This window comes from Anaerococcus sp. AH8042_DFU013_CI05 (genome assembly GCF_047936775.1).
GTDB lineage: Bacteria > Bacillota > Clostridia > Tissierellales > Peptoniphilaceae > Anaerococcus.
Genome location: NZ_CP175954.1, coordinates 1,578,433 through 1,595,453, shown reverse-complemented (window position 1 = coordinate 1,595,453; position 17,021 = coordinate 1,578,433). Strand labels below are relative to the sequence as shown.

Sequence of the window (17,021 nt, the reverse complement as noted above, 5' to 3'; positions counted from 1 at the left end):
AAAAAAGACCAGCAAGCGCTAGTCCCTATATCAATTTTATCCAAAATAAAATGCTAATATCATTGCAAAACTTATCTTACAAATCAATCTCTACATAAGCCCTAAAACCACGTGATGAGTAGTAAGAGTCTGCTCCGTTGTGGGAGGTAAAAGTCCTTTTGTATCTCTTTTGGCAAAACAAAGCTCCACCTAAGTCTCTTATTCCTTTATCAGTTAATATCCAAGATGAGCTTTTTAAATCAAAGTCCCAGTTTTCTTGTAAAGCATAGTATTGATCTTCATTTAAGACTTTTATGCCCATTTTTGAAGCTTCTTCAATTACTGAAGATTCTGGAGCATTTTTTTTACGATTTATTCGCGCTTCTTTATCATAACAAAGGCTGCGGCGGCCCTTTGGTGATTCGTTTGCAAAATCTAAAAATACAGGCCCATCAAAAATTTTACTTTCAAAGACATCGATTTCTCCGCCAGTTTCTTCCATGTCACGAATTGTTTTTAACAATTTTTTATCAATTTCTAGCTTATTTTGAATGTCATCCCACCTTATATTTGGATGACGGTCTTTGTTTTTTTCAAATCTTTCTTTTAATTTTAAAATTAAATCTTCCAAAATTTCCACCTTTAAATCAACAATCACTTTTTTCAGGCAAAAACTTCCAATATTTTTTTGGCATATTGGCTTGCATTAATTTTTCATTCTTTCGCTCATCTATGCCAATAGCACCATAAAACCCTCTCCAAGCATCCTTAAAAATTGCTTCTTTTTCGCTATCTACTGCATTCATTTCCAAGATTTCTACTTCATCATATTGTCCATACTCACAAAGACTTGCTTTTTTGCGGTTTTTATCATAAATTACAAACTTTTCAGCTGGCATTCTTTTTAAAAAATGCTGGGTGATGTGGAGCAAAACATCATTTTCTGGAGTAATTTCTGCTAAGAGATAATTATCCTGTATTTCTCTAAATCTTGTAAAACCCTTGTAGGCATGGACTTCATGGTTAAAATTATGGACTATCCTCTTAAATAAAACTGCAGATTTTTTTGCAGATCCTAGATAAGAATTTCCATAAATTAGGCAAGATTTTATGGTCACCGCAATTATTTCTTCTTTCTTAGGGTGAATAGATTTAAAAACCCTAAAGCAATCAGCAAAAAATTCCTCGCCAATATTTTCTCTGATACTTGTAATTACTCGTTCAGCTTTTACTAAATCAGTTTTTATTATCTCACTTTCCAAAAAATTAACCTGCTCACTTTCAGTTTTTATCTCGCAGCTACCTATTTGACTATATTTTTCAAATATAACTGAAAAAAGCCCGTCCAGGGTCCCATCGTAATAATAAATCATCTTATCCCACATCAAACATTGAAAGTTGCTGGTAATTTTTTGTATCTGCTGCACTCATCAAAACTTTTAGGTCATTTTTATCCCTGAATTTTAGCCCCCTATAAACTCCATTTACCAAAATAAAATGTTTGGATCTTTTTGTTGAAATTTTAAGGGCTCTTAGGCTATCATAAGTTAGTTTTCTAAATTGTCGGGCCTCGATGATGCGGTTTGCATAAGTCCTACCAAATCCAGGTACCTTCATCAACTCAAAATATGAAGCCGTATTTATCTCAATCGGAAATCTTTCGATATTATTTATGGCCCAATTGCTCTTTGGATCTATTGATAAATTAAAGTTTGCATCATTGGTAGAAAGCAAGTCATCAGCCTTAAACCTATAGCCACGCATCAAAAAATCTGCTTGATAAAGTCTGTGTTCTCTTAAGAGTGGAGTTTTATCAATGCCTTGGGTAAATTTTGATTTTACAACCGGTACAAATCCTGAATAATATACACGTTTTAAGGCATAATTATTGTATAATTTTTCGCTAGTTTTTATAATCTCAAGGTCAGATTCACGGCCTGCACCAATTATCATTTGTGTTGTTTGGCCAGCTGGCAAAAACTTTGGGGTGTGGGCAAATTTTTTTCTGTCCTCTCCATAAACCATCAATTCATTTTTTACATTGCCCATAGGCCTTGTTATATCTGCAATTTTTTTCTCAGGAGCTAAAATTGAAAGTGCTTTTTGGGTGGGTAGCTCAATATTTATAGACATTCTATCAACCAACATCCCCATTTTTTTGACCAAATCTTGGCTTGATCCTGGGATGGCTTTCATATGAATATATCCATTAAAATTGTATTTATATCGCAAAATCTCTGCAACTTTAACCAATCTTTCCATGGTATAATCTGGATTTTTTATTATCCCAGAGGATAAAAATAGTCCCTCGATGTAATTTCTGCGATAAAAATTCATAGTAAGATTAGCCACTTCCTCAGGACTAAAAGTTGCCCTCAAAGTGTCATTTTCCCTACGATTTATGCAATATTCGCAATTATATATGCAAGCATTGGTCATAAGGATTTTTAAAAGTGAAATACACCTTCCATCTTCAGAATAAGAATGGCATATCCCACCCATTGACCCATTGCCAAGGCCATTATTTTTATTTTTCCTATTAGATCCGCTCGATGAACAAGAAACATCATACTTAGCCGCATCCGCAAGAATTTCTAATTTTTCTCTAATATCCATAGTAATTCCTCAAACCATTTTCACTAATGGAATTTCTCGTGTGTTAAGATTAATTATACTTTTTAAGTCACTTATTGTCCACAAGCTATTTTATATATATTTATAAATAATTTTATATCTAATCTCTCATGAAATTTCAAAGGTAAAAATCACCTCATAAATAGAGCATCTTTAGCAATTATAAAGCTATAAAATAATACATTAACAAAATAATAACAATTTTATAATTCTTTGCAATTGTTGATAATATAGCCATTTAATATTTACTTTATAGCAAAAAATGGTAAAATAAATTAAGGAGGATACGCATGAAAATTAAAACTTTAAATAAAACTCTACTTGCTGCTTTTATGGTAATTAGCCTTGCTGCATGTACAAATACAGATTCACCAAAAACTAGCGTTGCTGCAAATCAAGAAGTTAGCGAAAGTAATTCTGATGTCATCGATGAGTCTATAAAAGAAAATAGTCAAGATAATAAGCCAGCTGAAGCTAATAAAGTAGCAGAAAAACCTGAGGAAAACTCTGAAAACAAAGATTCTAAATCTGAAAATAAAGAACAAAAACAAACAACAATTGATGTAAAAAAACAAGATAATAAAGAAAATACAAAAGATAACAACGCTGAGCCTGCTAAAGAAAATGACAGCAAGGAAAATCAATCACAATCTAACAATGACATCAAATACGAAGACCGTAATGGTATGTTTGTATCAAGTCTTGTTTCTTCTCAAGGTGGAGCTCGTGATGAACAAATGGGTCTTGCTAACATTTCAAATATAAAAATTGATGGTGAAACATTAACAACTGAAGGAACAATTGACTACCTAGTAGATCCTAATAGCTACGACAATGCAGAAGAATACAGCCAAGGTGCTTATAATTTCAAAATAAATAGCGATACTACTTTCCAAGCGGTTAGTGGCATGGCAGAACCAGAATATTTTACAGCAGATGAATTTGCAGAATATTATAAAGGTGTAAAAGATTCAGGATTAGGTTTAAAAGTAGAAGTTAAAAATGGTGTGGTTACAACAGTAACTATTGCTTCATAATAATCAGAACTACCAGCTTAGCTGGTAGTTTCCACAGCGCCTATAAGGCGCGAATACCGGCACGCCCCTACTGGGGCTCCGAGTATTCTCCACATGCAACACTATCCCAGCTACTGCTTAAGCAGTTATTTATTTGCTCTTTGGTACTGACTCACCCGTAAACGGGTCATAATATTCCTTTAAGCTGATTTGGTCTGAATAATAATCTTCTTTTAATTGATTTTGTATATATTCTTTTATCATCTTTTCATTTCGTCCTACTGTATCAACATAGTAACCTCTACACCAGAAATGTCTGTTTCCATATTTATATTTCAAATTGGCATGACGATCAAATATTATTAATGAACTTTTCCCTTTTAGATATCCCATTATTTCTGATATACTATATTTTGGTGGTACTTCTATCAACATATGAACATGATCTACACAAAGCTCAGCTTCTATTATATTTATTCCTTTACGTTGACATAATTCTCTAAGTATTTGACCTATATCTTTTTTTAGTTTTCCATATATTGCTTGCCTTCTGTATTTTGGTGCGAACACTACATGATATTTACATCTCCATTTGGTGTGTGATAAACTATTCTTGTCCATTAAATTCTCCTTGTTTTAATTGTGCATGTGGTTATCACAATTATATATCAAGCGAGAATTTTTTGGCTTGAAGCTAAAGCTAAATTCCTCCACCTGCATAGCAGGTGGTTTATTGTTTCACTCACATTCGTTCGTTCAACTCACTTAAGTGAACAATAAAAAAAGAGTAAATCTTAAATTAGATTTACTCTTTTAGTTTGCAACAATCACAGATAATCCCATTTCAAAACCTGCCCTAATTGCAAGATTAATAGACCTTGTATGAGAAAATTGTGTTGTATATATAAGAGAGATATCGGGATATTCATTTCTTATAATATCAGCCATGCAATTTATCAAATCACTTGATAAGTTATTATATATTGTATTGTTATCAAACTTTTCGATTCCAACTTCCCATAAATATTTTGAATTCTCACTAGCTCCGGCTATACAAATTAGTTTTTGATGATCAAAATAAGCTAATATTAACTTTTGATCACAAATTCCATTTTCATAGCTTAAGGCAAAATCACTCACTCCCTCATATTTATTGAAGTCTTCTTCCTTTATCCTAGAAAAAGAAAATTGTGATTCTATTTTCTTAAATCCCCTAGAGGGTACAAAAATAGGACTCATATTTTGAAGTGACATATTATAATTTTTTACAATTTTTTGTAACTCAATTAAGTTGGGCACTTCCATAAACCAAGCTGCTGGATAATTAGAATACTTATTTTTTAATTCATCTAATAGCTCTCTATTAGATGAACGCACTAATAAAGAGTCTCCCACACAATTTATGGCAAGCTTAGCCCTATTAAGATATAAAAAATTATCATCAAAGTCATTAAAAACAAAATGATTTTTCCCATTGAGAAGAATCTCTATCTTATCGGAAAAATCATATGAGAGCTGCTTTGCTAAATTTAAGTCCATAGTATCTCCCTAATTTTTTATTTATTTAATTCCAAAACTTGGCTTTCTGGCATATCGTATTCATAATTCCATGGATCTTTTGATTCTGCAAATCTTATAAATATTGAAATGATTGCAAAGCCTGCTAGTAAATATTGGTAAAATAAGTAAGGCATAATATCTACTGGTGCTAGTAATCCTTCAGTAAATTTAGCTGCCACAAGTAATTGGATTCCATAAGGAATTATCCCTTGGCCAACACAAGAAAATATATCTAATAGTGAAGCTGCTCTTCTAGGGTCTACCTTATAATCATGTGAAAGTCTTTTTGCAATTGGTCCTGCTATTACAATTGATACTGTGTTGTTTGCAATGGCAATGTCCATTAAAAATACTATTAGGCAAATACCAATTTCTGCAGTTTTTTTGTTTTTTACAAAGGATAATATTTTGTCGTTAACAAAGTCTAATCCTCCTTCTTTATTTACCATATAAGACAGCCCTCCTATCATCATTGATAGTAGGAAAATCTCATTCATTGATGCAAAACCTTCATAAATTAGTTTTGAAAGGGCTATAATATCAAATCCATTTTGAAAGAGCATAATTAAGCTTGAAAATAAAATACCGCTGGTTAATACAACAAATACATTAACGCCGATTAAGGCTGTAATTAATACCAATAAATATGGTAGTACTTTTATTATTTCTACAGGACCTGTTGGGATAGGAACAGTTGAGTCCGGTCTACCCAATGCTATAAATAATATTATAGAAATAATGGCAGCCGGTAAGGCTATTTTTAAATTCATCCTAAATTTATCTTTCATGCTTACATTTTGAGTTTTTGTAGAGGCTATGGTGGTATCAGAAATAATTGATAGGTTATCTCCAAACATTGATCCACTAACAAGGGCTGCAAGACTCATTGCACTATTTAATCCTGCTCCTTGAGCTAAACCTATGGTTACTGTTGTTAGTGATGATACTGTTCCAACTGATGTACCTGTTGCAGTTGCCATAAAACCTGAAATCACAAAAATTCCTGCAATTATTAGACTAGGCGGTATAAATTTAAGACCTAAATTTACAACTGCATCTCGCCCACCACTTGCTTCTGCAACTGCTGAAAATGCACCTGCTAGCAGGTATATTAAACACATTGAAATAATATCTTCATTCCCACAACCTGCTATAAAATTTGCAAATTTTGTATTAAGGTCATCTTTAAACATTATAAAGGCTGCTATTACTGCAACAAATGCTGCAACGGGAGCTGGCATTTGATAAAAGGCCATGTCAACGCCCTGATTTTGTAAAATAATACCTGTTACAAAGTAAATTACTATAAATACCAAAAACGGTATTAAGGCATAGCCACCCGATTTTTTATTTTTAGACTTTACCATCTTTTCTCCTATTCATTAATTGCCTTTGGCATCTCGCCTAATTTTGCATCTTTGCCATATTTATTGATTGCATATATAAAAGCATCCAGATTTTCTATTGGTGTGCCAACTGGTGATCCACAACCTGTTGCTGCAATATATCCACTTTTTGCATCTGCAGCTTTTTTGATGCAGTCTTTTACAGATGCTATAACTTCATCAATGCTACCATTAAGCATTACTTCTACTGGTGGAATATTTCCTACAACTATTAGCTGATCTTCTATTTCCTCTTTACAATCTCTTAAATTTTCACAATTATCTACACTGAAAAAATCTATATCTAAATCTCTATAATATTGCCATTGTCTATTGGTATGTCCACAAATATGTAAGTTTGGCTTTACTTCATTTAGCTGATAGTAAAGATGTAATTGTTTTTTTAAATATGGAAGTGAAAATTCTTTTACCTGTTTTGGGCTTAAAATATCATCACATCCTACAGGGTCTACCACCATGACACTTGATGGGCCAAATTCATTTTTAAAAGCCTTAGCCCATGACATGTTTGCATTTATACAAAATTCTAAGAGTTCTTTTACCTTTTCTGGTTGCTTTCTTAAGTCCCTTAAAAGTTTCTCAATTGGTCTTATAGCTGCCGCTGTTGTAATAGGCCCTGGTATTTCTGTTTCTATGGACATATGAGGAAATCTTTCTTTTAGCTTACGCGCTCTTTCAATTTTAGGAGCTAAAACTTCATTTGTATATGGATCTGGGATAGAAACTAAATCCATATCAAGCTCATCTTCCATTAGAAACTCTTCTATGTAATCTATGTCGTTTTCTGGGAAAATTAATTTTGATCCAAGGGCATGGCCCATAGTCCTTAAGCTTAATTCTTCTGTCAAACCAACTATTTTGTAATGATCATATTTGTACTGAATAATGTCTGATAATTTATCAATATCTTCCATATCTTTTATGGTATAGTTTAATTCATTTGCAATTATTCTATTAGTACTCATAATAGCAAATGGAATATGGTCTACTCTTTGCCCACTCAAATATGCTCCGATTCTTTCTGCCGAAGTCATATCAGGTTTATAATCTTTCATTTTTTCATAAAGTTCTTCTTTATCCATTTTTCCTCCTTTTACTGGTAAACTGTTTGTGGAATTTGACCTATTTTTGCATCTTTGCTGTATTTTCTAACTGCATATACAAAAGCATCTATATTTTCTTTTGGTGTACCAGCTGGTGTTCCGCATCCTGTTGCACAAATGTATCCATTTTTATTATCTGCACCTTTTTTTATACAAGTTTTTACAGCTTCTATAACATCATCTATGCTGCCATTTCTCATTACTTCAACTGGTGGAACATTGCCCATTAAACTTAGTTTATCTTGGATTTTTTCTTTACACTGAGCTAAGTCATGGCAATTATCAACACTAAAAGATTCTATATCAAATTCTTTAAGATCTTCCCATTGCTTTTTGGTATGGCCACAAATATGTAAATCTGGTTTTATTTCATTTAGCTGATAAAGATTTGATGTCAATTTCTTTAAATATGGGTAAGAAAATTCTTTTATTTGTTTTGGGCTTAAAATATCATCGCAAGTTACTGGATCTGCAATCATTATTTTGACTGGTCCAAACTCTTTTTTAAAGGCCCTTGCCCAAGCCATATTGGCTTTTACACAAAAATCTAAAAGTTCTTTTACCCCCTCTGGATTTTTTCTTAAATCTCTTAATAATTTGCTAATGGGCCTAATGGCAACTGCTGTTGACATAGGGCCTGCTACAAAAGTTGAAATAGGATGGTCTGGAAAGTGTTCTTTTAGCTTTTTAGCATTTTCTAATTTCTTTTTTAAAAGCTCATTGCTATATGGATCTGGTATTTCCAACAAATCCATGTTAAGTTCATCTTCCATTAGATAATGATCTACATGATCTGTATCATTTTCGGGAAAAATCCCAGTAGATCCTAAAGCATATCCCATAGCACGCAAATTTAGTCCTTCAGATATGCCATATATTTTGTATTCTTCAGTCCTTTTTTCAATTATTTTTATAAGATTATCGATATTTTCAGTTTCTTTTAGGCTATAGCCCATATTCATCCCATAAACAAGATCTAGGCTCATGATATTAAATGGCAAATGATCTACTTTTTCGCCATTAAAATAAGCCTTGGATCTTTCGGCAGATGTCATTTGAATTTCATAATTTGAAAGCTCATTTTTTAGTATATTTTTATCCACAGACCCTCCTTAATATAATTTTCTAAAACTCTTCTCTCCACTTATATATTTTTCTAATTTTTTAATCAAAAGTAAGTATATGACAACATTTCCTATCATATGGTTAATATCAAAAGGAATCGAGCCTGCATAAAGAGCCATAAAGGAAAATTTATTACCACTTACTAAAAAAACCTGCATTAGCGTTATAATCAGACCATATAAAAATCCAGAAATCCCCAGAGCACTTGCCTTGCTAAGGTCATTTTTAACTAGATTGATTTTGTTGAACAAAATATAATTAATTATTGCCAGTATTCCAAAGTCTAGTATTTGAAATAAAACCCAATAACCAAATCCTAGGTAAAAACTAGTTACAGTCATTGTTATAGCATTTACTATTAAAGATTCATCAAGCTTGCCATCTATAGCAAGGATTAAAATTATATCAGATAGTATTTGAACATTGGGGATTAGGGAAAAATTTATTCTAGTAATAACGCATATTGCACAAAGACTAGCTAGCCTAGTTAATTTTTTGGTATCCATCTACATTTGTTCAAATCTAAATTCTATTTTGTCACCATCTTTTGGAACATAATCACCAATACCAACATCAGCCATTTCATCATTTACATAGTACATCCAATATTGATTTTTATTTGCATCTTGGCTAATGCCTTCTAGCTCAGTCATCATTCCATCTTCAAATTTTGCTTTGTGATTGTTTTCTAGATATGATTGTAAACCATCTTTATCAAGATCAGCATTTTCCTTTAAAATTTCCTTATCATTTACTTTGTCATAAAAAATAATTTCTACATTAGTAGTTTGAGGATTTTCAGCTATTTCTTCTTGGCTAGTTTCTGTTTTTGGCACTTCTTTATTAGCCTCATTATTACAAGATGTAAGAGTAAATGTTGTAAGTAAGGCAAAAACTAAAAAGTATTTTTTAAAATTTTTCATATCTTCTCCTAATTAAATTGCATTGCTTTTGCAAATGTTCTTTCGTAATTTTCTGTTGTGGATAGTTCTATATATTGGATTTTTCTTGATAGGATTTCCATTTGATTTATGATTTCATTGTTCATAAGTGCCATATAGGCTCCTATTAAGGATGAATTTCCTACATAAGTTATTAAATCACTTGCTTGTTTTGGCAGAATTCCCACTCCTGTTATATCTTCTTTTTTCAGATGACTACCAAAGCCACCTGCTATTATTACTGATTCTAGATCTGAGATTTCCATGTTTTCAGTCTTTAAAAGAGTTATAAATCCTGATAAGATTGCCCCTTTAGCAAGTTGCACTTGTCTTATATCTTTTTGACTTAGATAGATTTTTGAATTTTCATCTAGAATGATGATTCGACCTTTTTTCTCATCTTCTTTTATATATTTTTTTCTATAATCATTTGCTTCTAACTTGTTAGGGTCTACTATGCGTCCTCTTTTATTTACAAAATTATTTGCAATCACTTCTGAAACCGCACTTAGTAAACCACTACCACAAAGGCCTTTTGCTTTTGTATCTCCTATGCTTTTTATGGAAATTTTTTCATTCTCTATTTTTACTCGCTCTACGGCTCCACTTTCTGCGCGCATTCCGCACTCTATATTCATTCCTTCAAGGGCTGGGCCTGCAGCTGTTGAGCAGCAATATAATTTATCTTTAGTTTTTAAAACTATTTCGCCATTTGTACCTATATCTATAAAGAGAGTATTTTTTTTATTTTTTAAGTCGGTTAGGTAAACTCCAGCAACTATATCGCTGCCCACAAAAGCAGACACATTGGCTAGGGTAAATATTTTTGCTTTTAAATTTATTCCTATGTCTTCGGCTGATATTGTCTGTGTTTTTACAAATGATGTTTTATAAGGATATTTTCCTAGTGATCTTGCATCCTTGCCTAAAAACATATGAAGCATAGTAGTATTTGCAGCAACTATTATTTGCTTTATATTTTCTTTTTCCAGATTATTTTTTATGCAAATTTCATCTATCATTGCATTTATTTTTTGTATGATAATCTCTTGTAAATTTTTAATAGCATTTTCATTTTCAAATTCATATGTAATCCTAGTCATTACATCCAAACCATATTTACTTTGAGGATTGATTGCTGAAATTTTATCTAAAATATTTCCATTTTCTAAATTTATTAAATTCATTGCAATAGTGGTTGTTCCAATATCTAGGGCTATTCCAAGTCCTTTTCTTGTATTCATTTTAAATTCTGGAATTTGCCCTTGGTCTAGGACTTTTATATCTGAATTTATATTTGCTATTGATATTTTTATGTCAGTTTTAGGATAAGTAAGGCAAGCAAGCCTTATATTTTCTTTTATTTCTTCATCACTTAGCAAGTTTGCTTCTGACTTTGTTAAATGATTTATTTCTCCTTGCAAAACTTTTATCTTACACTTGCCACAAGTTCCTCTACCATTGCAAAAATTATTTATTTCTATATTATTTTCAACCAGGCTTTGTAGGATGCTTTTTTTACCGGCTTCTATTTTTATGCCAAGATTTACTATTTCTATTTGCATTTATTTTTCTAATAATTTTCTAGCAACTTTTACAGCTTCATTTGCATTTTCACTATAAGCATCTGCGCCAATATCTTTTGCAAAACTTTCTGAAACAGGTCCTCCACCTATCATTACCTTAAACTGATCGCGGATGCCTCTTTCATTTAAAATATCAATGACTTTTTTCATATTGCCCATAGTTGTTGTCATTAGGGTGGACATCATTATAAAATCTGCATCATTCGCAATTGCTTGGTCCACAAATTTTTCTACTGGCACATCTTTTCCCAGATCAATCATTTTATATCCATCGATCTCAAACATAAGTTTTACAAGATTTTTTCCTATATCATGGGTATCGCCCTCAACAACACCTATTACTGCTGTTGCTACATTATTTTCCTCATGAGTTTCTATTTTTTCTTTTAAAACTTCTATGCCGTTATACATTGCATCTGAGCAAATCAATAGGTCGGAAATGTAGTATTCTTCTTGTTCAAAAAGTTTTCCTACTTCATTCATTCCTTTGATAAGCCCATTAAAAATCGCTTCTTGTGGGTCATATCCTTCTGCTAGATATTCTCTACAAAGATCTGCTATTTCCTCATCTTCTTCCTCGATAACCATATTGGCCATTTTTTTTAAATATTCTTCTTTGCTTGGCACTTAATCCTCCTTTAAAACTAATTTATTAACCTTATTAAATTCTTTATCTGAGAGATTTATACACCTGTCCCCCATAAAAACATATGGATTTTCAAACAGGATATCTATGTATCTTTTCTGATTCTTAAAGCCTAAAGGCACAAAACTTGCCTTAGCCAAATCTACTAGTACTAAGCTAGATTTGGGGCATAGATGTAGGGTGAATTTATATTCATAAGACAATTTTTCAATATCTTTTAAGAAACTTATTAAAAAATCATCCACATAGTTAGCAACTTCGCGAGGTCCTAAAAGTTTAGGGTCTAGTATGCTTTCTGTAAAACTAAATACTTTAACACCTTTATCAAGAAGTTTTTTTATATATTCTATATATATTTCTCTAAGCTTATCATAAATCTTTTTTAAAGTGTCTCTGTCCTTTCTCATGGCTTTCATAACCTTTGTAGCCCCCAATAGGTTATCCAAAACAGAAATAGGTCCTCTAATTTCAATTACTGTTTTATCTACGCCTAAAATTTCAAGAGCCTTTAGCATAGCCTTATATTCATCCTTGCTATAATCCATATCTAAATTTATATCAGAAATTTTTTCATAAATAGGATAAGCAGTGCGTCCATTCTCAAAACTTACACCCAAGCAAAGAGGAATGATAGGAACTACCGGCAAGGAAATATATATTCCATCCTTGGAATAATCAGCCATAAGCTTAGGGTTGGTCAAAATCTCGTTATTTTTAATAGGTCTTTCTGGATTATCAATACATTCATAAGAGCGAATCATTAAAACCTCCATTTCCTAAAAAAAAGTAAAAAACTTAAATTTAGGCACAAAAAAATTAATGCTTATTATAGTGTAAGTGTTAAAGGCACGCCAAAAACAATCCAAAAAGGTGTACTTTTAGGCGAAACCTAACTTTTTGAACTATAATAATCATTAATTAGAATTTTTTTATAAACTTAAGTAAATAAGTGTACTTTCCAAAATGGATTATTTACATAAGCATTCTATAATAATTTATCATATAAACATTTTTTTGTCAAACTAATCTAGGGATTGTAATTTTTTATACACAAATTTTCATAAATTTACAAAGATTAATAAAGTTGCTATACATAGGCCGATTAAGGCCGATCAAAAAAGTAAAGGTGAAAAAAAGAAGTTTCATAACCAATCTATACAAAAAAAGAACTAGTCATTTGACTAGCTCTTAATCATTTAGCAACTTCCTACTCTACCGGGCTTAAATATGCTTTGATTTGGCATATTTAAGGCTAAAACTGAGTGCGGGAGCACGTGAGAGTTTGCGTTAGCAAACGAGTTTTAGCGGATTGCCATCCGAGTACCATCGGCGTAATGAGGCTTAACTTCTGTGTTCGGTATACATAAACACCCGTTGATTTCGGGTGTTTATGCCGAAAATGAAGTGCGGTAGCACGGAAGAGCTTCTAAAAGAAGCGAGTTTTCGTGTCAAGTGTATTATGTAAATAAAAAGAACTGGTCATCTGACCAGCTCTTAAATTATTTGGCGATTTCTTACTCTACCGGGAGGTCACCCTCCGAGTACCATCAGCGTAATGAGGCTTAACTTCTGTGTTCGGTATGGGAACAGGTGTATCCCTCATGCCATCATCACCATATTATATTTTCTTGACCTAACCCGAAAACTTGTTTTCGTTGGTAGGTCAAATGTCGTGCTGTTTCAAATCTTCGATTTGTCAAAGCACCGACTGAACCATTGAATAGCAAACCATATTTCCAGTCAAGATTAAAAGTTTAGTATCCATTAGCTTAATACATTACTGCACTTACACCTTGGACCTATCAAACGTATTTTCTTTACGTACTTTTAGAAATCTTATCTTGAGGGTTGCTTCGTACTTAGATGCTTTCAGTACTTATCAATTCCATACTTAGCTACCCAGCTATGCTCCTGGCGGAACAACTGGTACACCAGTGGTATGTCCATCCCGGTCCTCTCGTACTAAGGACAGGTCCTCGCAAATTTCTTACGCCCACGCTGGATAGGGACCGAACTGTCTCACGACGTTCTGAACCCAGCTCGCGTGCCTCTTTAATGGGCGAACAGCCCAACCCTTGGGACCTACTTCAGCCCCAGGATGAGACGAGCCGACATCGAGGTGCCAAACCTCCCCGTCGATGTGGACTCTTGGGGGAGATAAGCCTGTTATCCCCGGGGTAGCTTTTATCCGTTGAGCGATGGCCCTTCCATGCGGTGCCACCGGATCACTAAGTCCGTATTTCTACTCTGCTTGAGCTGTATCTCTCGCAGTTAAGCTCGCTTTTGCCTTTGTACTCTACGAATGGTTTCCGTCCATTCTGAGCGAACCTTTGAACGCCTCCGTTACTTTTTAGGAGGCGACCGCCCCAGTCAAACTGCCCAACTGACAATGTCCTTTGCCCTGATTAAGGGTCAATGTTAGAATTCTGATATTAGAAGGTTGGTATCCCAAGGATGGCTTGGCACATACTGGCGTACATGCTTCTTCGCCTCCCAACTATCCTGTACATCTAATCTCAAAATCCAATATCAGCCTACAGTAAAGCTCCACGGGGTCTTTCCGTCCTAGCGTGGGTAAGTCGCATCTTCACGACTACTACAATTTCACCGGATCCTTTGTTGAGACAGTGCCCAAATCGTTACACCTTTCGTGCGGGTCGGAACTTACCCGACAAGGAATTTCGCTACCTTAGGACCGTTATAGTTACGGCCGCCGTTTACTGGGGCTTAAGTTCTAGCCTTCGCTTGCGCTAAGCCTTCCCCTTAACCTTCCAGCACCGGGCAGGTGTCAGCTCCTATACTTCATCTTACGATTTTGCAGAAACTTGTGTTTTTGGTAAACAGTCGCTTGGGCCTGGTTTCTGTGGCCATATCGCTATGGCTCCCCTTCTCCCGAAGTTACGGGGACATTTTGCCGAGTTCCTTAACAAAGGTTCTTCCGCGCGTCTTGGTATTCTCTACCTCCCTACCTGTGTCGGTTTTGGTACGGGCGCTTTGGTCATCGATAGTGACTTTTCTTGGCAATTTGAAATCGGCTACTTCTCTACTCATGTTTTCGATACCTATCACACATTAGCTTTTTGATTAGCGGATTTGCCTACTAATCAGCCTTTGTGCTTAGACTGCCATCCATCGGGCAGCTTAGCTTATCCTCTTGCGTCATCACTTCTCTAATAGCGACTTTAAGCGGTACAGGAATATAAACCTGTTATCCATCGGCTACGCCTTTTGGCCTCGCCTTAGGTCCCGACTTTCCCTGAGGGGACGAGCCTTGCTCAGGAGTCCTTGGGGTTTCGACGGGGATGATTCTCACATCCCTTCTCGCTACTCATGCCAGCATTCTCTCTTGTATTAAGTCCACGCCTGCTTTCGCTTGGGCTTCTTCCCTAATACAATGCTCCTCTACCACTGATAGAGTATTTAAATCTATACATAAGTAACCATCTTTTTATCGGTTTTAGAATACTTTTCCAGACTTTGATATATTTTTTATTTATATATCTTACTGTTTAATCTAGTGATTTTTGTAGTTATCTTGACCTAACTCAAATCTTTGATTTGTTAGTAGGTCAAATGTCTCACTGTTTCAAAGTTAGCCCCTCCGGCTTTGGGAGGAGTTGATTTGTCAAAGTGCAGACCAACTTACCTTTTACTTGTGATTTTGCGTAATTAATTAGTTGATAACTCGTTTTATCTTGATTGTATATTTTAATATTTCTCAGTCTAGTTTAGTTTTCTTTATCCTTTTTTAATGGTTTCCTTTATATTATAGATTTAAATTCTCTATCAATCCGAAGCTTCGGTACTGAATTTTAGCCCCGTTTATTTTCGGCGCAAACCCACTTGACCAGTGAGCTATTACGCATTCTTTAAATGTATGGCTGCTTCTAAGCCAACGTCCTGGTTGTCTTAGTAGGTTCACATCCTTTTCCACTTAATCCAGATTTTGGGACCTTAGCTGTCGGTCTGGGCTGTTTCCCTTTCGACTTAGGAGCTTATCCCTCTAAGTCTGACTCCATGATCTGATTTTTTGGCATTCGGAGTTTGATAGGCTTTGGTACGGTAAGCCGCCCTAGGCCAGTCAGTGCTCTACCTCCGCAAATCTTTAATCATAGGCTAGCCCTAAAGCTATTTCGAGGAGAACCAGCTATCTCCGGGTTCGTTTGGTTTTTCGCCCCTATCCACAGTTCATCCGATGCGTTTTAAACCGCACCCGGTTCGAGCCTCCAGTGAATTTTACTTCACCTTCACTCTGACCATGGATAGATCACCCGGTTTCGGGTCTATCGCACTTAACTTTCGCCCTATTAAGACTCGCTTTCGCTTTGGTTCCGTCTCTTAAAGACTTAACCTTGCTAAGTACGATAACTCGCTGGCCCATTCTACAAAAGGTACGACATCACACTGTTGTGCTCTGTCTGATTGTAGGCTCAAGGTTTCAGGTTCTGTTTCACTCCCCTTTCGGGGTTCTTTTCACCTTTCCCTCACGGTACTTGTTCGCTATCGGTCACATGTTAGTATTTAGCCTTAGGGGATGGGCCCCCTATCTTCACAGCAAATTTCTCGTGTTCACTGCTACTTGCCCCCACAATATATTTTCTTTTGCTTACAAGACTGTCACTTTCTTTGGTTCATCTTCCCAAATGATTCTGCTAAAAAATATATTTCTTATTGGGTTGGGCTGTTTTCTTTTCGCTCGCCGCTACTTGGAAAATCGAGTTTTCTTTCTTTTCCTCCTGCTACTTAGATGTTTCAGTTCGCAGGGTCTTACTTCATAAAGCTATGTATTCACTTTATGATGACTGTGTCTTCCACAGCCGGGTTTCCCCATTCGGATACCTAGGGGTCAGTGCTTTTTGTGAGCTTGCCCTAGTTTTCGTTCACTTACGTCCTTCATCGTCTTCATGTGCCAAGGCATCCACCTTGAGCCCTTTGTTTCTTGACTGGAAATATTGTTTGCTATTTAATTTTTTACTCACTGTTGTGAGCGGTTCATTTTTAACAAATACAATTAAACTATTAATT

14 protein-coding genes and 2 rRNA genes are annotated in these 17,021 nt (G+C 34.6%); 1 reads left to right on the top strand and 15 read right to left on the bottom strand.

The features are described 5' to 3' along the window. Window positions 1–76: 76 nt before the first annotated feature. From ACKRLN_RS08150 to ACKRLN_RS08140, 3 genes are read right to left on the bottom strand one after another with little or no spacing between them, the layout of a single operon-like run. On the bottom strand, window positions 77–610 hold the full coding sequence (locus ACKRLN_RS08150; RefSeq protein ID WP_296143275.1) for a DUF4256 domain-containing protein: 534 nt from the start codon (window positions 608–610) through the stop codon (window positions 77–79). 16 nt (window positions 611–626) lie between these two features. After that, window positions 627–1,352: a TIGR03915 family putative DNA repair protein gene (locus ACKRLN_RS08145; protein ID WP_296143273.1), complete on the bottom strand. Its 726-nt coding sequence runs from the start codon at window positions 1,350–1,352 to the stop codon at window positions 627–629. Window position 1,353: 1 nt separating this feature from the next. Next, window positions 1,354–2,595 carry a putative DNA modification/repair radical SAM protein gene (locus tag ACKRLN_RS08140; protein ID WP_296143272.1) on the bottom strand — a complete coding sequence of 414 codons (1,242 nt, stop codon included), beginning with the start codon at window positions 2,593–2,595 and terminating at the stop codon, window positions 1,354–1,356. A 308-nt stretch (window positions 2,596–2,903) separates the two neighbouring features. On the opposite strand from ACKRLN_RS08140, the gene ACKRLN_RS08135 reads away from it, so the two are divergent. Next, complete coding sequence (locus ACKRLN_RS08135; RefSeq protein ID WP_296143269.1) at window positions 2,904–3,650, top strand: hypothetical protein; 747 nt, start codon at window positions 2,904–2,906, stop codon at window positions 3,648–3,650. 129 nt (window positions 3,651–3,779) lie between these two features. Here the strand turns inward: ACKRLN_RS08135 and tnpA are convergent, their stop codons facing one another. From tnpA to ACKRLN_RS08075, 12 genes are all read right to left on the bottom strand, one after another. Continuing rightward, the gene (gene tnpA, locus ACKRLN_RS08130; RefSeq protein ID WP_416334547.1) at window positions 3,780–4,250 is read right to left on the bottom strand and encodes an IS200/IS605 family transposase; all 471 of its coding nucleotides are present in this window, start codon (window positions 4,248–4,250) and stop codon (window positions 3,780–3,782) included. Window positions 4,251–4,442: 192 nt separating this feature from the next. Next, entirely contained in the window at window positions 4,443–5,168 is a 726-nt protein-coding gene (locus ACKRLN_RS08125; protein ID WP_296143266.1) for a hypothetical protein, read from the bottom strand. A gap of 17 nt (window positions 5,169–5,185) precedes the next feature. Continuing rightward, window positions 5,186–6,556, bottom strand: coding sequence for a Na+/H+ antiporter NhaC family protein (locus ACKRLN_RS08120; RefSeq protein ID WP_296143264.1), 1,371 nt, complete (start codon window positions 6,554–6,556; stop codon window positions 5,186–5,188). Between the two features lie 8 nt (window positions 6,557–6,564). Further along, window positions 6,565–7,677 (bottom strand): uroporphyrinogen decarboxylase family protein, encoded by a 1,113-nt coding sequence (locus ACKRLN_RS08115; RefSeq protein WP_296143261.1) that lies wholly within the window; start codon window positions 7,675–7,677, stop codon window positions 6,565–6,567. Between the two features lie 11 nt (window positions 7,678–7,688). Then, on the bottom strand, window positions 7,689–8,801 hold the full coding sequence (locus tag ACKRLN_RS08110) for a uroporphyrinogen decarboxylase family protein (RefSeq protein ID WP_416334834.1): 1,113 nt from the start codon (window positions 8,799–8,801) through the stop codon (window positions 7,689–7,691). A gap of 9 nt (window positions 8,802–8,810) precedes the next feature. Beyond that, on the bottom strand, window positions 8,811–9,329 hold the full coding sequence (locus ACKRLN_RS08105) for a hypothetical protein (protein WP_296143257.1): 519 nt from the start codon (window positions 9,327–9,329) through the stop codon (window positions 8,811–8,813). Further along, entirely contained in the window at window positions 9,330–9,746 is a 417-nt protein-coding gene (locus tag ACKRLN_RS08100; protein ID WP_296143255.1) for a DUF4430 domain-containing protein, read from the bottom strand. A gap of 8 nt (window positions 9,747–9,754) precedes the next feature. Further along, window positions 9,755–11,329 (bottom strand): ASKHA domain-containing protein, encoded by a 1,575-nt coding sequence (locus ACKRLN_RS08095; protein WP_296143253.1) that lies wholly within the window; start codon window positions 11,327–11,329, stop codon window positions 9,755–9,757. Next, window positions 11,330–11,977, bottom strand: a complete 648-nt coding sequence (locus tag ACKRLN_RS08090; RefSeq protein ID WP_296143252.1) for a corrinoid protein — start codon at window positions 11,975–11,977, stop codon at window positions 11,330–11,332. Next, complete coding sequence (locus ACKRLN_RS08085; protein WP_296143250.1) at window positions 11,978–12,757, bottom strand: uroporphyrinogen decarboxylase family protein; 780 nt, start codon at window positions 12,755–12,757, stop codon at window positions 11,978–11,980. A gap of 740 nt (window positions 12,758–13,497) precedes the next feature. After that, a 5S ribosomal RNA gene (gene rrf / locus ACKRLN_RS08080) occupies window positions 13,498–13,614 on the bottom strand. Between the two features lie 118 nt (window positions 13,615–13,732). Then, a 23S ribosomal RNA gene (locus ACKRLN_RS08075) occupies window positions 13,733–16,941 on the bottom strand. Window positions 16,942–17,021: the final 80 nt, after the last annotated feature.